We start from the raw sequence: 16,926 nt of genomic DNA, 5'->3' as shown, positions 1-16,926 counted from the left end.
GACACCCTCCCCAGTTTTGGTCAAAGACACCATATACAGGGAGAGTGCCGGTCCGCCAGCGAGATTCAGGCCAGGCGGGCCTCGAGGGTGGGGCCGGTGTGGAAGCTGCGGGCGATCATGGCGGAGCGGAGTTGCCACAGGCCGGAGCCCTGGGTGGGGTCGAGGCCGGTGAGCTGGGCGATGCGGCGCAGGCGGTAGTCCACGGTGTTGGTGTGGATATGCAGCAGGCGGGCGGTGCGGCGGCGGTTCATGTTGTTGGCGATGTGCACGCGCAGGGTTTCGTAGAGTTCGGGATGGTTGTCCAGCGGCGCGAGGAGTTCGCCCAGGCGGGCGCGGCCGGGGCCGGGACGGGTGAGCTGGTACTCCAGGGCCAGATCGCCGAAACGGTAGAGGCCGGGGGCGCAGTCGAGGCGTTCGACCATGTCGAGCAGTTCGTGCGCGCGTTCGGCCGCGGCGGGGATGTCCTCGGTGTTCGCGGGAACCAGCGCGCCCGTCACCGCCACGCGGGCGGCCCGGGACAGCGCGGCCACCAGGGCGTCCAAGGCATCGGAGTCCATCAGGTCGGCGGGGATGAGCAGGGTCCCGCCGTCGACCGACAACAGCGAGAGCACCTCGTCACCGCCGTGATGGGCCAGCGCCGCCTGCACCCGGCGCAGCGTACGCCGCGCGGCGACGACCGAGTTCACGCGCGGATCGTCGCCGTCGACGCGCCGCCGGATGGACAGCGCCAGCACCGAATACGCGTCGGCCACGGCGATCCCGCACTCCCTGGCCATCGTCACCGTCGGTTGACCGGCCAGTAGTGCCGAGGTGAGCGTGTGCACGGCGGTGTGATGCTCGCCGGCGATATCGCGGTGCTCCCGGATGTAGGCGCGAGTCACCGTGGTGCACAACAGGTCCGACATCGCGACCGCCCGCCGGAAGCCCTCGATCATCGCCGCCCGGTCGCCGTTGGTCGCCTCGGCGAACACCGCGTCGAACCCGAGCCGGAAACCCTCGTGGAAGGCGTGCAGGATGGTGTCGATCGGCACTCCCTCGCGTGCCCAGCCCGCCGCGGCGACCGAGAGCCGGTTCAGCCGTTCGGTCTCGTCACGCCCGTCGAGCATGCCGCCGACGATCTCCAGGCACAGCCGGGTGACCGTGGTGACGTCGCCGGAGATGGCGTCGCCGGGCAGCGTCCGGCAGGTCGCGACGGTGTCGACGAAGTGGCCGACGAGCTTGCCGGTCAGAGTCCGGACATCGCGCAGCGGCTGCCACATCGGTGCTCCGTCCACGGGGATGGTCATCATCGTCGGCTCCTTCCACACCGCGGCGCCGCCGTCGGTGGTTCTGCTTCCGCGGTGCGGGCACTGTGATGGCCAACACTGGCGGCTTCTTCGTGATCATGACTCTAGAATGAGCGACTACTCACCTTCTACTCCTCTTTCGACCGAGGTCAACGAATGCCATCGCACGCCGATAAGCAGCGCAAACGCCCGAAACAGGATCGAGCCAAGGAGACCCGAACGCGCATTCTCGAGGTATCCGCTCAGCTTTTCGGCGCCCGCGGCATCGGCAACACCTCGACCAACCGGATCGCCGCCGAGGCGGGCATGAGCATCGGCACCCTGTACCGCTATTTCACCGACCGCGACGAGATCGTCAAAGAGCTCACCGACGGCCTGTTCCTGCAGGTGGAGGACCGATACAGCCGCCTGCTCACCGTCGCCGCCGACATGACCCCCCGCGACGCGGTGGCCGACGTGATCCGCATCGCGGTGGAGATCCTGGTCGCCAACGGCCCGCTGGTCCGCGCGCTCGTCGCCGACCTGCACTTCTACGGCAGCGGCATCCCCGAGTTCGAGCCGCGGCTCCGCATGATCATCAAGCTCTATCTGATCCACCTGCTCGGCCCGACCAAGAACGTCGACATCGACATCATGGCGTTCATCGTGCTCAACGCCGGGTTCGCCACGGCGCTGCGCTCGGTGGAGATGGAGGACGAGGGACTCGACCGTGACGTGGTCATCGAGCACACCGCCGACATGATCGGCGCCTGGATCGCCACGGTCACCGAGCCCGAACCGGCCTAGAACACACGAAAGGCCCGGATCCTCGGGGATCCGGGCCGTGATCGACGGTGATCGGTCAGCGCGCGTTCGCGGTGCAGACGACGTCGATGACCTCGGCGCCGCTGAACTGCGACGACCCGACGTTGGCCAGCAGGGCGGTCGGGGTGATCTCCGACAGCTTGCGGTACGCCGATGCCTTCGCCTCTTCCGAGTTCGGGCCCACCGCGGCGGCGAAGCCGTCCTCACTGTCCACGATCGCCGCGCAGCCATCGGTCCAGGTGACCATGATCTCGCAGTCGGCGGCGTCGCACAGCGACATCGCCTCGTTGTACGCGTCGTCGTAGCGCGTCTCGTTGACGCTGACGGTGTACTCCATCGCGGCGGGGCTGATGGCGATCACGCCGTGCAGGCTCTCCGCCTTCGCCGCACCAGCACCGAACACCGATCCGGCCGCAAGGCCGAACATCGCCACGGCGAGGCCGGCCTTACCCATGAAACTCATCGAACTGTCTCCTCTGGAAAATGCCCCGCAAGCCGGAGCACCAAGATCATCGCCGAACATCAGTGGTCGTCCAACAGAATTGAGCAGAATCACACCCTGCCAGAGGTTTACATCACCACGGACCCACGAGGTACTCGAGCAGCGCCAGGCCGAGCGCGCCGAGAAATGCCGCGAACATTCCGGCGCCGACGGCGAGCAGATAATTGCGGCGGGTGCCGATCGGGCTCCCCCACGTCACCAGGACACCGCCGAGCGCGCCGACCGCCGCGAGTACCAGCGCACCGCCGAGTACCAGGTAGAACAGGCTGCCGAGGGCGGCGGTCAACGCTCCGCCGACACCACTGGTGTACCCCACCAGAGGCACGGGAAAGCGGTAGACGGTCGCGATCACGGCGGCGGCGACCGGGCGAGCAGCACGGCGGCGAGCCCACCGGTCAGCGCGAGTTTTCCCCGCGCCGCGACATTCCGATTCGGCTCCGTCATTCCCCCATAATCCTCGCCCCGGCCCGGGCGGTGACGAAACCACACGCGGGAAAGCGAAAAAGCCCGGACCCCAGCGGGATCCGGGCTTTCACGCGGGAACTAGACCGTGAAGCCGAGCGCGCGCAATTGTTCGCGGCCGTCGTCGGTGATCTTGTCCGGGCCCCACGGGGGCATCCAGACCCAGTTGATCTTCAGGTCCTCGACCAGACCGCTGCGCACCAGGGCGTTGCGGGACTGGTCCTCGATGACGTCGGTCAGCGGACAGGCCGCCGAGGTGAGCGTCATGTCGAGGGTGGCGATGTTGTCGTCGTCGACGGACATGCCGTAGACCAGGCCGAGATCGACGACATTGATCCCGAGCTCGGGGTCGACGACATCGCGCATGGCCTCCTCGAGATCCTCGAGGTGCTGGATCTGCTCGGGCGTCAGCTCCACCTCGGCGGGCGCGGCGTCGGTGGCTTCGGCGGCCGGTGTCTCACTCATCACGCTTCCCCATTTCCCATGGCAGGCTTGGCATCTTCGGCCGAGGCGATCTGTACGACGGCGTCCTTGAACGCCATCCACCCCAGCAGTGCGCACTTCACGCGCGCCGGGTACTTGGCGACGCCCGCGAGTGCGATGCCGTCGCCGATCATGTCCTCGTCGCCCTCGACGGTGCCGCGGCTGGAGATCATCTCGCTGTAGGAGTCGACGACCTTCAGCGCCTGCTGCACCGGCAGCCCGATCACCTGATCGGTGAGGATCGAGGTGGCGGCCTGGCTGATCGAGCAGCCCTGACCGTCGTAGGAGACGTCGGCGACCTCGCCCGCGTCGTCGAGGTGCACGCGCAGGGTCACCTCGTCACCGCAGGTCGGGTTCACGTGGTGCACTTCGGCGCCGAACGGCTCCCGCAGCCCGCGGTGGTGCGGGTGCTTGTAGTGGTCCAGGATCACTTCCTGGTACATCTGCTCCATGCGCATGTTCTATGCAACTCCGAAGAACGTTTGAGCCTTCCGCACTGCCTGCACCAGCGCGTCGACTTCGTCGAGGGTGTTGTACACGGCGAATGACGCCCGCGCGGTCGCGGCGATGCCGAACTTGCGATGCAGCGGCCAGGCGCAGTGGTGCCCGACCCGGATGGCGACACCCTGGTCGTCGAGGATCTGGCCCACATCGTGCGCGTGGATCCCGTCGACCACGAACGCCACCGCGCCACCGCGGTCGACGTTCTCGGTGGGGCCGATGATCCGCACGCCCTCGATCGCGCCCAGACCCTCGAGCGCGGCGCCGGTGAGCGCGTGCTCGTGGGCCGCGATCGCGTCCATGCCGAGATCCTCGAGATAGCGCACCGCGGCGGCCAGCCCGACGACCTGCGAGGTCATCGGCGTGCCCGCCTCGAAGCGCTGCGGAGGCGGCGCGTAGGTGGTCTTCTCCATGGTGACGGTCTCGATCATCGAGCCACCGGTGATGAACGGCGGGGTCTCCTCGAGCAGCGCCCGACGGCCCCACAGTCCGCCGACGCCCATCGGGCCGAGCATCTTGTGGCCGGAGAACGCGGCGAAGTCGACGCCGAGCTCACGGAAGTTCACCGCCATGTGCGGCACCGACTGGCAGGCGTCGAGCACGACGAGCGCGCCGACGTCCTTGGCCCGGCGGACCAGTTCGGCCACCGGGGCGACGGCACCGGTGACGTTCGACTGGTGGGTGAACGCGAGAACCTTGGTCGCGGGCGACAGTTCGAGCGAATCGAGATCGATGCGGCCGTCGTCGGTGATGCCGTACCACTTGAGGGTGGCACCGGTGCGACGCGCGAGTTCCTGCCACGGCACGAGATTCGCGTGGTGCTCGAGCTCGGTGATCACGATCTCGTCGCCCGGGCCCACGTGATACGGGAACCGGTCGTCACCGAAGGCGTTGGCCACCAGGTTCAGCGACTCGGTCGCGTTCTTGGTGAACACGATCTCCCCGGCGTCGGCGCCGACGAAGCGCGCGATGGCGACGCGGGCGTCCTCGTAGGAGTCGGTCGCCTCCTCCGCCAGCTGGTGGGCACCGCGGTGCACCGCGGAGTTGCGGGTGAGCAGGAAGTCGCGCTCGGCGTCCAGCACCTGCAGCGGACGCTGCGCGGTCGCACCGGAATCCAGGTACACCAACGGTTTCCCGTCCCGGACCGTGCGGTTCAGGATCGGGAAGTCGGCCCGGATCCGGGCGACGTCGAGGGCGGGCCCCGAGACGGACACAGCGGTCATGGTTGTCAGGCTCCAGCGGTCGCGGAGGTGAAGCGCACGTACCCGTTCGCGTCGAGTTCCTCGGCCAGCTCGGAACCACCCTCGGCGACGATCTTGCCGCCGACGAACACGTGCACGAAGTCGGGCTGGATGTAGCGCAGGATGCGGGTGTAGTGCGTGATCAGCAGGACGCCGCCGTTCTCGCGTTCCTTGTAGCGGTTGACGCCCTCGGAGACGATGCGCAGGGCGTCGACGTCGAGGCCGGAGTCGGTCTCGTCGAGGATCGCGATCTTCGGCTTGAGCAGGCCCAGCTGCAGCACCTCGTGGCGCTTCTTCTCGCCACCGGAGAAGCCCTCGTTCACCGAGCGGTCGGCGAAGGCGGCGTCGATGTCGAGCTCCTTCATCGACTCCTTCACCTCCTTGACCCAGGTGCGCAGCTTCGGCGCCTCGCCGCGCACGGCGGTGGCGGCGGTCCGCAGGAAGTTCGACATCGACACACCGGGGACCTCGACCGGGTACTGCATGGCCAGGAACAGACCGGCGCGGGCGCGCTCGTCGACCGACATGTCGAGGACGTTCTCGCCGTCGAGGGTGATGGTGCCCTGGGTGACGGTGTACTTGGGGTGACCGGCGATCACGTAGGACAGCGTGGACTTGCCCGAGCCGTTGGGCCCCATGATGGCGTGCGTCTCGCCGGACTTCACCGTCAGGTTCACGCCGTTGAGGATCTGCTTGGACTCACCCTCGGGGGTGGTGATCTCGGCGTGCAGGTCCTTGATTTCCAAGGTGGTCATCGAATTCGAATTCCTTCGTGGGGAGTATGAGGGGTGTCAGATGCCGACAGTGGCGAGCTCGGCCTCGATGGCCGCCTCCAGCCGCTCCCGGACCTCGGGGACCGTGATCTTCTGGATGATCTCGTGGAAGAAGCCACGCACCACCAGGCGGCGGGCGACGTCTTCGGGAATGCCGCGCGAGCGCAGGTAGAACAGCTGCTCGTCGTCGAAACGGCCGGTGGCGCTGGCATGGCCGGCGCCGGCGATCTCGCCGGTCTCGATCTCCAGGTTCGGCACCGAGTCGGCACGGGCGCCGTCGGTGAGCACCAGGTTGCGGTTGGCCTCGTAGGTGTCGGTGCCCTCGGCGGCCGCGCGGATCAGCACGTCGCCCACCCACACGGTGCGGGCGTCGCCCTTCGGCGAGGCCGGATCACCCTGCAGCGCACCCTTGTACAGCACGTTGGACTTGCAGTTGGGCTCCGCGTGGTCGACCAGCAGTCGCTGCTCGAAGTGCTGACCGGCGTCGGCGAAGTACAGACCGAACAGCTCGGCCTCGCCGCCGGGACCGGCGTAGCGCACGGTGCCGGTGAGCCGGACCAGGTCACCGCCGAGGGTGGCGGCGAAGTGGCGCACGGTCGCGTCGCGGCCCAGCTTCAGGTGGTGCGCGGTGGCGTGCACGGCGTCGTCGGCCCATTCCTGGACGGCGACGACGGTCAGCTTGGCGCTGTCCCCGAGCACGAATTCGACGTTCTCGGCGTAGGTTCCGCTGCCGCGCTGGTCGAGGACCACGGTGGCGACGGCGAAGTTGTCCAGGCGTACCTGCAGGTGACCGTAGGCGGTCTTGCCCTCGCCGGGACCGGTGACGGTCACCGTGACGGGGTCGGAAACCTCGGTCTCCTTGCCGACAGTGATGACGGTCGCGGTCTCGAAGCCCGAATAGGCTTGGGCGGCAACGCGATCGGCCGGCGTACCGGCCTGGCCGAGCCGGGCGTCGGTGCGATCGACCGTTTCCACGGTGACACCGGCGACGTCGCTCACCTCGACGGTGGCCCGACCGTCACGCACGGCCGTACCGTCGTGCAGGCCGCGCAGGCGGCGCAGCGGGGTGAAGCGCCAGGCCTCGTCACGGCCGGACGGCACCTCGAACTGGTCGACATCGAACGAGGTGAAGACCTCGCCCTTGTTGACGGCGGCGCCCGCGCCCGGGTTCTGGGTCGGCGTCTCGAGCGACGACATCAGCCAACGGCCCCTTCCATCTGCAGCTCGATGAGCCGGTTCAGTTCCAACGCGTATTCCATCGGCAGTTCCTTGGCGATGGGCTCGACGAAGCCGCGCACCACCATGGCCATCGCCTCGTCCTCGGTGAGGCCGCGGCTCATCAGGTAGAACAGCTGATCCTCGGACACCTTGGAGACCGTGGCCTCGTGGCCCATGGTCACGTCGTCCTCGCGGATGTCGACGTAGGGGTAGGTGTCGGAGCGGCTGATCGTGTCGACCAGCAGCGCGTCACACTTCACCGTCGACTTCGAGCCGTGGGCGCCCTTGTTCACCTGCACCAGACCGCGGTACGACGCGCGACCGCCGCCACGCGCCACCGACTTCGACACGATGGTCGAGGAGGTGTGCGGGGCCAGGTGCAGCATCTTGGCACCGGTGTCCTGGTGCTGGCCGACGCCGGCGAACGCGACCGAGAGCACCTCGCCGTGGGCGTGCTCGCCGGTCATCCAGACCGCCGGGTACTTCATGGTGACCTTGGAGCCGATGTTGCCGTCGACCCACTCCATGGTGGCGCCCGCCTCGGCCTTGGCCCGCTTGGTGACCAGGTTGTAGACGTTGTTCGACCAGTTCTGGATGGTCGTGTAGCGGCAGCGGCCGCCCTTCTTCACGATGATCTCCACGACCGCGGAGTGCAGCGAGTCGGACTTGTAGATCGGCGCGGTGCAGCCCTCGACGTAGTGCACGTAGGCGTCCTCGTCGACGATGATCAGCGTCCGCTCGAACTGGCCCATGTTCTCGGTGTTGATCCGGAAGTAGGCCTGCAGCGGGATGTCGACGTGCACGCCCGGCGGCACGTAGATGAACGAGCCACCCGACCACACGGCGGTGTTGAGCGCGGAGAACTTGTTGTCACCGGCCGGGATCACCGAGCCGAAGTACTCCTGGAAGATCTCCGGGTGCTCCTTGAGCGCGGTGTCGGTGTCGAGGAAGATGACGCCCTGCTTCTCCAGGTCCTCGCGGATGGAGTGGTAGACGACCTCGGACTCGTACTGCGCGGCGACACCGGAGACCAAGCGCTGCTTCTCGGCCTCGGGGATGCCGAGCTTGTCGTAGGTGTTCTTGATGTCCTCGGGCAGGTCTTCCCAGCTCTCGGCCTGCTTCTCGCTCGAGCGCACGAAGTACTTGATGTTGTCGAAGTCGATGCCGTCGAGGTTGGAACCCCAGTTCGGCATGGGCTTGCGATCGAAGATGCGCAGCGCCTTGAGGCGGATGTCGAGCATCCACTCGGGCTCGTTCTTCTTGGCCGAGATGTCGCGAACGACAGCCTCCGACAGGCCGCGTTGCGCGCTGGCACCGGCCACATCCGAATCGGCCCAGCCGTAACCGTAGTTGCCCAGCGAGGCGATGGTCTCGTCCTGGGTCAGCGGTTGCACCTGGTCGGTGGTCGTCGTCATTCGGCACTCCTTCCGGAGTCGTTCGTTCGTCCCGCCGCGGGCTGTGCGGCGGATGGGGTGGAAGCTGTTTTCGGGAGCGCGACCAGCGGTACGTGGGTGGTGCAGGCGCAATCGCCGTTGGCGATGGTCGCAAGTCGCTGGACGTGGGTGCCGAGCAGGTCCCGGAAAGCGTCCAGTTCGGCGTCGCACAACTGCGGGAACTCCTCGGCCACGTGGGCCACCGGGCAGTGATGCTGGCAGATCTGTACACCGGCGCCGACCTGGCGGGTGGTGGCGGCGAAGCCGGCGTCGGAGAACGCGTCCGCGATCTCGGTGACCTTCGCCTCGATCTCGGGGGCGGTGTGCTCGGCGACGGGTTCGATGCCGTCGACGATCGTGCGGACGCGCTTGCGCGCGAACTCCTCGATGGCCGCGTCGCCGCCGATCTCCCCGAGCTGGCGGATCGCCGCTCCGGCCAGATCGTCGTAGGCGTGGCCGAGGGTGCCCCGTCCGGCCGCGGTCAGCTGATACTGCTTGGCCGGGCGGCCCCGGCCCTTCTGCTGCCACGGCGCCGACCGGCTCGCCCGCGCCTGACCGGAGTCGATGAGCGCGTCGAGATGCCTGCGCACGCCCGCGGGCGCGAGGCCGAGCGCGGCGCCGATGGCGGTCGCGGTGATCGGCCCCTGTTCGAGCAGCAACTGGACGATCGCCGCCCTGGTCTGCCCTTCGTGCGCGGTCGTCGCAGGACCGGCGGACGACCGGGCGCCGGTCGTCTTACGACCGGTCCCGTCCACGTCTGTCCGCAAACCCACGGTTTTCACAACACAAGTGTGGCGGAATTCGTTCCCTAAATCTAATAAGGGTCACCTGACAAAGGGTGCCCTGACCTGCGGTGAAGATCATCCGCGGCCGCCGGTGCATGACAAAACCCCAGGTGCGGACCTCGGACGCGGTGCGCCGCTGGCCGACGGGGTGACCCATCGCACACCCCGTCGCGCGCTCCGTCCGTCCCCTTTCCGCGCCCCGGGCACGTGGTCATCGGTCCAGCGCGCAACCCGCCCCGACCGGTGGGCCGTGGCAGGATGGTCGGGTGTCGAACCCGCCCGCGCCCACGTGCGTCCGTCATCCCGATCGACCGACCGGACTCGCCTGCACGCGCTGCGGACGGCCCGCCTGCCCTGACTGCCTGCGTCCCGCGGCGGTCGGCCAGCACTGCGTGGACTGCGTGCGCCAGGGACAGCGCGAGGTGCGGCCGGTGCGCACCGTCGGCGGTGGCCGGGCGGGCGCCGCGTTCCCGGTGGTCACCTACGGGCTGATCGCGATCAATGTGCTCGTCTACGTGATCACGGCCGCGCAGGCCGGGAGCGCGATGGACAACTACCGCGGCTCGGCGCTGTTCCGGGAGTTCGTCCTGGTCCCGCTGCTGGTCGCCGACGGCGAGTGGTGGCGGCTGCTCGGGTCGGGCTTCCTGCATTACGGCGCGATCCACCTGCTGGTCAACATGTTCGCGCTCTATGTCGTCGGCCGCGATCTCGAGCAGGTGCTCGGCCGGGCGCGTTTCGCCTGCGTCTACCTGGTGTCGCTGCTCGGCGGTTCGGCGGCGGTGATGGCGCTGTCGGACTCGATCACCGCGACCGCGGGCGCCTCCGGCGCGGTGTACGGCCTGTTCGGCGCGGTCACCGTGACCCTCGTCCGGTTGCGGCAGAGCCCCACCCCGATGCTGGTCGTGATCGGCGTCAACGTCCTGATCAGCTTCTCGCTGCCGGGGATCTCGCTGTGGGGTCACCTCGGTGGACTCGCGGCGGGCACGCTCGCCGCGCTGGGCATCCTGTTCGTGCCCGGCTGGCTGTCCGCGCGGACCCAGGAGTCCGCGCGCCGCATCGGCTGGGCGGCGCTGGCCGCGGTGGCGGCGGCCTGCCTGGTCGCCACCGGTATCGCGACACTGATGACGCGCGACGAGATCCCGCCGGTGCCCGTCCGGGTGAGCACCCCCGCGGACATCCAGGTACCGCCACCGCGCTGACCGCCATCCGCGCTGGTCGACGACGAGCGAGGACCGGAACACCGCCCCGCCCGGCCGACCACACTAGGCTCGCTCCTCGTGGCGGTACTGGAGGGCGCGACGCGCAAGATATCGGCGTTCGGTAGACGGGCTCTCGGGTTCGACGTACCGGCGCCCGATCACACCGTCGCGGTGCTGCACCGCGACGAGACCGAGGTCCCCGGCCTCGACAAGCGTGAACGCGCGCAACTGGACCGGATCCGGCTCATGGGCGCGACCGGCGCCGTCCTCATGGCGATCGCGGCGCTCGGTATCGGCGCGCAGCCCGTCCACCAGAACCCGGTCTCCGGGATGCGGGTCTTCGGCATCTTCGCGCGGGCGCACACCGGCTCGCTGGCGATGTGCATGTTCGGCACCGTCCTGGTGATCGGCGCGTGGCTGCTGCTCGGCCGCTTCGCGATCGGCGGGCTGGCCGGCTCCCCGATCCACCGGCTGACCCGGTCGCAGCTGGACCGGACGCTGCTGCTGTGGATCATCCCGCTCAGCGTGGCCCCGCCGATGTTCAGCAACGACGTCTATTCCTATCTGGCGCAGAGCGAGATCGCCGCGCGCGGCATCGACCCCTATGAAGAGGGACCCGTCGCCGGGCTCGGCATCGACAACGTCCTCACCAACAACGTGCCGACCATCTGGCGCGACACCCCGGCGCCCTACGGCCCGCTGTTCCTGTGGATCGGGCGCGGAATCGCGGAACTGACCGGGGACAACATCATCGCCGGGGTGTGGGTCCACCGGCTGCTGGCCCTGGCCGGGGTGGCGTTGATCGTGTGGGCGCTGCCGCGGCTGTCGGTGCGCTGCGGCGTGGCGCCGGTGAGCGCGCTGTGGCTGGGCGCGGCCAACCCGCTGGTGCTGTTCCACCTGGTCGGCGGTGTGCACAACGACGCGTTGATGCTCGGGCTGATGCTGGCGGGCGTCGAGCTGATGCTGCGCGCGATCTACGGCGACGGTGGCAAGCCCGACCGGCTGACCGGTCCGATCACCGCGCCGTTCGATGCCCGTGCCTATGGGCTGCTGATCGGCGGCGCGGTGGTGATCACGCTGTCGTCGTCGGTGAAGTTCACCTCGATCATCGCGCTCGGTTTCGTCGGTATGGCACTGGCCAGACGCTGGGGTGGCGATCTGAAGGCCGTGGCGAAGGCGGCCATGCTGCTCGGTGTGATCGCCGCGGTGACCACGCTTTTCGTGAGCTGGGCCAGCGGGCTCGGGTTCGGGTGGATCTTCACCCTCAACACCGCGAGCGCGGTGCGCAGCTGGATGTCGCTACCGACCGTCATCGGCATCATCACCGGTTTCGGTGGTGTCCTGCTCGGCCTCGGCGATCACACCACCGCCCTGCTGTCGATCACCCGGCCGATCGCGGCCCTCGTCGCGGCCTTCGTCACCGTTCGCATGCTCGTGGCCACCGGTACGGGTCGACTGCATCCGGTCGGCGCCCTCGGTGTGGCCCTCGGCGCCATCGTCCTGCTGTTCCCGGTAGTCCAGCCCTGGTATCTGCTGTGGGCGATCGTGCCGCTGGCGGCCTGGGCGACGCAACCGGTGTTCCGCGTCCCCGCGGTCGCGTTCTCGGCGGTGGTGTCGATGCTGGTGATGCCGCGCGGCGCGGAGTTCCAGGTCTTCCAGATCATCGGCGCCGCACTGGCCGCCGCGGTCTGCTTCGCGCTGTTCTACGCGCTCACCCGGCACACCCTGCCCTGGCGCGCGCAGCCGGGGGTGTCGGCTGAGTCACAGCGGGGCACGGCTTACCGTGTGACATCGTGAGGGAGCGCAGCGAGCGAACCGGCGGCACAGCGTGCCTCAGCACGACGGAGCCGAGCGCCAGCGAGGCGGAGTCGTGAGGACAGGACCTGGCCCCGCTGTCAGCATCGACGGTGTGGTCAAGCGCTACGGCGCGACCACCGCCGTCGACGGCCTGCGGTTCGAGGTCGAACAGGCCCAGGTGTTCGCTCTGCTCGGGCCCAACGGCGCGGGCAAGACGACGACCGTCGAGATGTGCGAGGGCTTCGTGCGTCCCGACGCCGGTACGGTCCGTGTCCTCGGGCTCGACCCCGTCGCCGATTCCGAACAGCTGCGTCCCCGGATCGGGGTGATGCTGCAGGGCGGCGGCGCCTACCCGGGCGCCCGCGCGGGCGAGATGCTCGACCTGGTCGCCGCCTACTCCGCCGATCCGATCGATCCCGGCTGGCTGCTGTCGACCCTCGGCCTGAGCGAGCACCGCCGCACCCCCTACCGCCGTCTCTCCGGTGGCCAGCAGCAGCGGCTGGCGCTGGCGTGTGCCCTGGTCGGCCGTCCGGAGATCGTGTTCCTCGACGAACCGACCGCCGGCCTCGACGCGCAGGCCCGGCTGATCGTGTGGGAGCTGATCGACGCGCTGCGCCGCGACGGGGTGAGCGTGGTGCTCACGACGCACATGATGGACGAGGCCGAGCAGCTCGCCGATCGGCTGGTGATCATCGATCACGGGCAGATCGTCGCCGAGGGCACCCCGGCCGAGGTCACCGCGCACGGCGCCGCGGGCCAGCTGCGGTTCTGCGCCCCACCGAAACTCGACATCGGCCTGCTGAGATCCGCTCTCCCCGAAGGATTCTCGCCGCGCGAGACCACACCGGGCACCTACCTCGTCGAGGGCGAGATCACCCCGCAGGTGCTGGCCACCGTCACCGCCTGGTGCGCCAGGATGGACGTGCTGGCCACCGACATCCGGATCGATCAGCGGCGCCTCGAGGACGTCTTCCTCGAACTGACCGGACGGGACCTGCGCGGATGACCGAGACCACCAGCCGGTTCCTGCCCGGCACCTTCACGCCCGATCCGCGCCCCGCGAGCCGGGCGGCCATGCTGACCGCGCAGACGGCACTCGAGCTGAAGCTGCTGCTGCGCAACGGCGAACAGCTGCTGCTCACCATGTTCATCCCGATCACCCTGCTGGTCGGGCTCACCCTGCTGCCCTTCGGCGAGTTCGGCGAGCACCGGGTGGACAAGGTCGTGCCGATGGTCATGATGACCGCGGTCATGTCCACGGCGTTCACCGGCCAGGCCATCGCGGTCGGCTTCGACCGGCGCTACGGCGCGCTCAAGCGGCTCGGCGCCACTCCGCTGCCGCGCTGGGGCGTGATCGCGGGCAAGTGCGCGGCGGTGCTGATCGTCGTGGTCCTGCAGGCGATCCTGCTCGGCGTGATCGGTCTCGCGCTGGGCTGGCGGCCCGGCCTCGGCGGTCTCGCGCTGGGCGCGCTGGTGATCGCGCTCGGCACGGCGACCTTCGCCGCGATGGGCCTGCTGCTGGGTGGCACGCTCAAGGCCGAGGTCGTGCTGGCGCTGGCCAACATCTTCTGGTTCGTCATGCTCGGCATCGCCAGCCTGGTGCTGGTCAGCGACTCGCTGCCGACCGCGCTCACCGTGGTCGTCCGGTTGGTCCCCTCCGGCGCGCTGGCGTTCGCGCTGGAAGCGGCGCTGTCGGGTGCGGTCGACTGGCTCGGCGTCGCGGTCCTCGCGGTGTGGGGCGTGGTCTGCGGTGCGCTGGCGACCCGGCTGTTCCGGTTCAGCTGAGTGATCAACGACGCACCGTAGTAGCCCGGGTATCGGTCGCGATCGGGCGGCCAGTACCATCGTGACGTGCTGTATCGCGCCTTCATGCGACTCGTCGACCGGCTGCCGCTCCCCTCACTGCGGGTCCAGTTGCTCATCGCCGCCGCCGTCGTCCTCACCCAGGCCGGCATCTCGGTGACCGGCGCCATCGTGCGCGTCACCGCGTCGGGCCTCGGCTGCCCCACCTGGCCGCAGTGCTTCCCCGGCAGCTTCACCCCGGTCGGGGTGTCGGAGGTGCCGATCCTGCATCAGACCGTCGAGTTCGGCAACCGGCTGCTCACCTTCGTCGTGTCCCTGTTCGCCGGGCTGATCGTGCTGGCCGTGCTGCGGGCGCGCCGCCGCAAGGACGTGCGGGTCTACGCCTGGCTGATGCCGGGCGGCACCGTCGTACAGGCCATCATCGGCGGCATCACCGTGCGGACCGGACTGCTGTGGTGGACCGTCGCGGTACACCTGCTGGCCTCGATGGTGATGGTGTGGCTGGCGGTGGTGCTCTACGCCAAGATCGCCCAGCCCGACGACGGCATCGAGACGGTGCAGGTGCCCGCTCCCCTGCGCTGGCTGACGGCGTTGAGCGGCGTCGCGCTCGCGGGGGTGCTGATCGCGGGCACGCTGGTCACCGCCGCCGGACCGCACGCGGGTGACAAGAGCATCGAGCGACAGGTCGAGCGGCTGCAGGTCGAGATCGTCACACTGGTGCACCTGCACTCGCAACTGCTGGTCGGCTATCTCGCGCTGCTGGTCGGCCTCGCGTTCGGCCTGTTCGCGGTGGGGATCACTCCGGCGATCCGCACGCGGCTGTTCGTGCTGCTCGGGCTGGTGCTGTCGCAGTCACTGGTGGGGGTCGTCCAGTACTTCACCGACGTGCCCGCCGCGCTCGTCGCCATCCACGTCGGTGGCGCCGCGGCGTGCACGGCCGCCACGGCCGCGCTGTGGGCCTCGCTGCGGACCAGGGAGAAGGTCGAGGCACCTGCCGGTGTCGCGGCGCCCGCGGTGTCCTGAACCCCGAACGCACGACTGCCCGCGATCGACGTGATCGCGGGCAGTTCTCGTTCGGCGCCGAGATCAGGCGCCGGCGAACAGGTCCGCGTTGCGGGCCTTCGGGAAGCGGGTCTGCTTGGCGACCCAGCCCGCCATCTTCTTCCAGTGCGACGCGGCCGGGGTGACGACCGAGACCAGCTCGCGGTTCCATTCGTCGGCCTCGGTGAGCCCGTCGACCTTGTCCACGATCGCCTTCGCGGTCGCCAGATCGGCGACCACCCGGTCGCCCAGGATGCCGTCGGCGCCGACCAGCGTGATCCGGACACCCTGCTCACCGATGTACTGCAGCACGGCCGTGCCCGAACCACCGTGCTCGGCGACGAACTTGACGATGGACTTCTCGACCTCGGCGGGCACCTTCACGGCGGCGGGGGCGGCGGCGGTTGCACTCATGCCGGGGAGTTTACCGGCCGGTAGTCGCGCGTCCACCCCCGAGTGGCGTCGAACACGGGGTGTACAAAGGGGACTCATGCATGCGATTCAGGTTTCCGAGCACGGTGGTCCCGAGGTCCTGCGGTACGTGGAGGTGGCCGATCCGCCGATCGGTCCGGGTCAGCTGCTCGTCGACACCCAGGCTGTCGGCGTCAACTACATCGACATCTACTTCCGCACCGGCCTGTATCCGCAGCAGACGCCCTATGTCCCCGGTTCGGAGGGCACCGGCATCGTCGCCGAGGTCGGCGCCGAGGTGACCGAGTTCGCCGTCGGCGACCGGGTCGCGTGGGCGGCCGCACCGGGCAGCTACGCCGAGCGGGTCGCCGTCGACGCGGCCGTCGCCGTGCGAGTGCCCGATGGCGTGGACACGACGGTCGCCGCCGCCGCGCTGCTCCAGGGCATGACCGCGCACTACCTCATCGAATCGGTGTTCCGGCCCGAACCCGGCGACCCGGTGCTGATCCACGCGGGCGCCGGTGGAGTCGGGCTGTTGCTGACGCAGCTGGCCGCCGCCAAGGGCGCGCGGGTCATCACCACGGTGTCCACCGACGACAAGGAGAAGCTCTCGCGCGCGGCCGGCGCGTCCGAGGTGCTGCGCTACGGCGACGACCTCGCCGACCGAGTGCGTGAACTCACCGGCGGGACCGGCGTCGCCGCGGTCTACGACGGCGTCGGCGCGAGCACGTTCGAGGCCAGCCTCGCCTCGCTCCGCGTCCGCGGCACCCTCGCCCTGTTCGGCGCGGCCAGTGGCGCGGTGCCCCCGTTCGACCCGCAGCGCCTCAACCCGGCCGGTTCGCTCTGGCTCACCCGCCCCTCGCTGGGCGCCTACACGCGGGACCGCGCCGAATTCCTGTGGCGCGCCACCGATGTCTTCGACGGCATCGCCGCGGGCACCCTGAACCTACGGGTCGGTGCCACCTACCCGCTCGCGGACGCGGCCCAGGCCCACAGCGATCTCGCCGCGCGCAAGACCACCGGCTCGATCGTCCTGCTGCCGTAGCGAAGCCACGCGGCCCACGCGCCGTCGACCCGCACGAACGTGCTCAGCTCGTGCATCGCGTCGCGGACGCCGTCGAGCTTGTAGTGCGCGATGAACTCGACGGTGCCGTTGTCGTCGAACGGGCCGCCGCGCTGGGTGCCGA

19 protein-coding genes are annotated in these 16,926 nt (G+C 69.4%); 7 read left to right on the top strand and 12 right to left on the bottom strand.

Annotation, left to right across the window (positions count from 1 at the left end; genetic code table 11):
* Window positions 1-65: 65 nt before the first annotated feature.
* A complete protein-coding gene (locus tag QH270_RS14995) occupies window positions 66-1,289 on the bottom strand; it encodes a PucR family transcriptional regulator (protein ID WP_280342292.1) in 1,224 nt (407 codons plus the stop codon).
* A 153-nt stretch (window positions 1,290-1,442) separates the two neighbouring features.
* Here QH270_RS14995 and QH270_RS14990 point away from each other — a divergent pair, with 153 nt between their 5' ends.
* Window positions 1,443-2,072, top strand: a complete 630-nt coding sequence (locus tag QH270_RS14990; RefSeq protein ID WP_280342290.1) for a TetR/AcrR family transcriptional regulator — start codon at window positions 1,443-1,445, stop codon at window positions 2,070-2,072.
* Between the two features lie 55 nt (window positions 2,073-2,127).
* Here QH270_RS14990 and QH270_RS14985 read toward each other — a convergent pair whose 3' ends face one another.
* From QH270_RS14985 to QH270_RS14945, 9 genes are all read right to left on the bottom strand, one after another.
* The gene (locus QH270_RS14985; protein ID WP_280342288.1) at window positions 2,128-2,553 is read right to left on the bottom strand and encodes a DUF4189 domain-containing protein; all 426 of its coding nucleotides are present in this window, start codon (window positions 2,551-2,553) and stop codon (window positions 2,128-2,130) included.
* 112 nt (window positions 2,554-2,665) lie between these two features.
* The gene (locus QH270_RS14980; protein WP_280342285.1) at window positions 2,666-2,908 is read right to left on the bottom strand and encodes a hypothetical protein; all 243 of its coding nucleotides are present in this window, start codon (window positions 2,906-2,908) and stop codon (window positions 2,666-2,668) included.
* Window positions 2,909-3,135: 227 nt separating this feature from the next.
* Entirely contained in the window at window positions 3,136-3,519 is a 384-nt protein-coding gene (locus QH270_RS14975) for a metal-sulfur cluster assembly factor (protein ID WP_280342282.1), read from the bottom strand.
* Window positions 3,519-3,995 (bottom strand): Fe-S cluster assembly sulfur transfer protein SufU, encoded by a 477-nt coding sequence (gene sufU / locus QH270_RS14970; protein WP_110035482.1) that lies wholly within the window; start codon window positions 3,993-3,995, stop codon window positions 3,519-3,521. Before sufU ends, QH270_RS14975 begins: the two co-directional genes overlap by 1 nt.
* 3 nt (window positions 3,996-3,998) lie before the next feature.
* The gene (locus QH270_RS14965) at window positions 3,999-5,261 is read right to left on the bottom strand and encodes a cysteine desulfurase (protein WP_280342278.1); all 1,263 of its coding nucleotides are present in this window, start codon (window positions 5,259-5,261) and stop codon (window positions 3,999-4,001) included.
* 5 nt (window positions 5,262-5,266) lie between these two features.
* Entirely contained in the window at window positions 5,267-6,034 is a 768-nt protein-coding gene (gene sufC, locus QH270_RS14960; RefSeq protein ID WP_280342276.1) for a Fe-S cluster assembly ATPase SufC, read from the bottom strand.
* Between the two features lie 36 nt (window positions 6,035-6,070).
* Complete coding sequence (sufD, locus tag QH270_RS14955; protein ID WP_280342274.1) at window positions 6,071-7,249, bottom strand: Fe-S cluster assembly protein SufD; 1,179 nt, start codon at window positions 7,247-7,249, stop codon at window positions 6,071-6,073.
* The gene (gene sufB / locus QH270_RS14950; protein ID WP_019047751.1) at window positions 7,249-8,685 is read right to left on the bottom strand and encodes a Fe-S cluster assembly protein SufB; all 1,437 of its coding nucleotides are present in this window, start codon (window positions 8,683-8,685) and stop codon (window positions 7,249-7,251) included. The genes sufD and sufB overlap by 1 nt, the downstream gene beginning before the upstream one ends.
* The gene (locus QH270_RS14945; protein WP_432420366.1) at window positions 8,682-9,485 is read right to left on the bottom strand and encodes a helix-turn-helix transcriptional regulator; all 804 of its coding nucleotides are present in this window, start codon (window positions 9,483-9,485) and stop codon (window positions 8,682-8,684) included. The genes sufB and QH270_RS14945 overlap by 4 nt, the downstream gene beginning before the upstream one ends.
* A 269-nt stretch (window positions 9,486-9,754) precedes the next feature.
* On the opposite strand from QH270_RS14945, the gene QH270_RS14940 reads away from it, so the two are divergent.
* The 5 genes from QH270_RS14940 to QH270_RS14920 all read left to right on the top strand — a co-directional run bounded on the left by QH270_RS14940 (window position 9,755) and on the right by QH270_RS14920 (window position 15,310).
* Window positions 9,755-10,687 (top strand): rhomboid family intramembrane serine protease, encoded by a 933-nt coding sequence (locus QH270_RS14940; protein ID WP_280342269.1) that lies wholly within the window; start codon window positions 9,755-9,757, stop codon window positions 10,685-10,687.
* A 78-nt stretch (window positions 10,688-10,765) separates the two neighbouring features.
* The gene (gene mptB / locus QH270_RS14935; RefSeq protein ID WP_280342267.1) at window positions 10,766-12,484 is read left to right on the top strand and encodes a polyprenol phosphomannose-dependent alpha 1,6 mannosyltransferase MptB; all 1,719 of its coding nucleotides are present in this window, start codon (window positions 10,766-10,768) and stop codon (window positions 12,482-12,484) included.
* A gap of 73 nt (window positions 12,485-12,557) precedes the next feature.
* The gene (locus QH270_RS14930) at window positions 12,558-13,490 is read left to right on the top strand and encodes an ABC transporter ATP-binding protein (RefSeq protein WP_280342265.1); all 933 of its coding nucleotides are present in this window, start codon (window positions 12,558-12,560) and stop codon (window positions 13,488-13,490) included.
* Window positions 13,487-14,269: an ABC transporter permease gene (locus QH270_RS14925; protein ID WP_280342262.1), complete on the top strand. Its 783-nt coding sequence runs from the start codon at window positions 13,487-13,489 to the stop codon at window positions 14,267-14,269. Before QH270_RS14930 ends, QH270_RS14925 begins: the two co-directional genes overlap by 4 nt.
* Window positions 14,270-14,335: 66 nt before the next feature.
* On the top strand, window positions 14,336-15,310 hold the full coding sequence (locus QH270_RS14920; RefSeq protein WP_280342259.1) for a COX15/CtaA family protein: 975 nt from the start codon (window positions 14,336-14,338) through the stop codon (window positions 15,308-15,310).
* Window positions 15,311-15,373: 63 nt separating this feature from the next.
* Here QH270_RS14920 and QH270_RS14915 read toward each other — a convergent pair whose 3' ends face one another.
* Window positions 15,374-15,742: a hypothetical protein gene (locus tag QH270_RS14915; RefSeq protein WP_280342256.1), complete on the bottom strand. Its 369-nt coding sequence runs from the start codon at window positions 15,740-15,742 to the stop codon at window positions 15,374-15,376.
* A 76-nt stretch (window positions 15,743-15,818) separates the two neighbouring features.
* Between QH270_RS14915 and QH270_RS14910 the strand changes: the two genes are divergently transcribed.
* Window positions 15,819-16,784 carry a quinone oxidoreductase family protein gene (locus QH270_RS14910; RefSeq protein WP_280342254.1) on the top strand — a complete coding sequence of 322 codons (966 nt, stop codon included), beginning with the start codon at window positions 15,819-15,821 and terminating at the stop codon, window positions 16,782-16,784.
* Here the strand turns inward: QH270_RS14910 and QH270_RS14905 are convergent.
* A partial coding sequence (locus tag QH270_RS14905) for a YchJ family metal-binding protein (RefSeq protein ID WP_280342252.1) occupies window positions 16,703-16,926 on the bottom strand: 224 nt, incomplete at its 5' end. The genes QH270_RS14910 and QH270_RS14905 overlap by 82 nt on opposite strands.

The organism is Nocardia neocaledoniensis (assembly GCF_029868625.1).
In the GTDB taxonomy this organism is placed as follows: Bacteria; Actinomycetota; Actinomycetes; order Mycobacteriales; family Mycobacteriaceae; genus Nocardia; species Nocardia neocaledoniensis_A.
Note: the sequence above shows the minus strand (reverse complement) of the source record. Positions and strands in the feature narration are given on the sequence as shown.

Excerpts from the sequence above, each read along its gene's own strand:
- QH270_RS14925 (WP_280342262.1), top strand. The coding sequence starts at position 13,487 with ATGACCGAGACCACCAGCCGGTTCCTGCCCGGCACCTTCACGCCCGAT.
- QH270_RS14915 (WP_280342256.1), bottom strand. The coding sequence starts at position 15,742 with ATGAGTGCAACCGCCGCCGCCCCCGCCGCCGTGAAGGTGCCCGCCGAG.
- QH270_RS14995 (WP_280342292.1), bottom strand. The coding sequence starts at position 1,289 with ATGATGACCATCCCCGTGGACGGAGCACCGATGTGGCAGCCGCTGCGC.
- QH270_RS14965 (WP_280342278.1), bottom strand. The coding sequence starts at position 5,261 with ATGACCGCTGTGTCCGTCTCGGGGCCCGCCCTCGACGTCGCCCGGATC.
- QH270_RS14990 (WP_280342290.1), top strand. The coding sequence starts at position 1,443 with ATGCCATCGCACGCCGATAAGCAGCGCAAACGCCCGAAACAGGATCGA.
- sufU (WP_110035482.1), bottom strand. The coding sequence starts at position 3,995 with ATGCGCATGGAGCAGATGTACCAGGAAGTGATCCTGGACCACTACAAG.
- QH270_RS14975 (WP_280342282.1), bottom strand. The coding sequence starts at position 3,519 with ATGAGTGAGACACCGGCCGCCGAAGCCACCGACGCCGCGCCCGCCGAG.
- sufB (WP_019047751.1), bottom strand. The coding sequence starts at position 8,685 with ATGACGACGACCACCGACCAGGTGCAACCGCTGACCCAGGACGAGACC.
- sufD (WP_280342274.1), bottom strand. The coding sequence starts at position 7,249 with ATGTCGTCGCTCGAGACGCCGACCCAGAACCCGGGCGCGGGCGCCGCC.
- QH270_RS14910 (WP_280342254.1), top strand. The coding sequence starts at position 15,819 with ATGCATGCGATTCAGGTTTCCGAGCACGGTGGTCCCGAGGTCCTGCGG.
- QH270_RS14985 (WP_280342288.1), bottom strand. The coding sequence starts at position 2,553 with ATGAGTTTCATGGGTAAGGCCGGCCTCGCCGTGGCGATGTTCGGCCTT.
- sufC (WP_280342276.1), bottom strand. The coding sequence starts at position 6,034 with ATGACCACCTTGGAAATCAAGGACCTGCACGCCGAGATCACCACCCCC.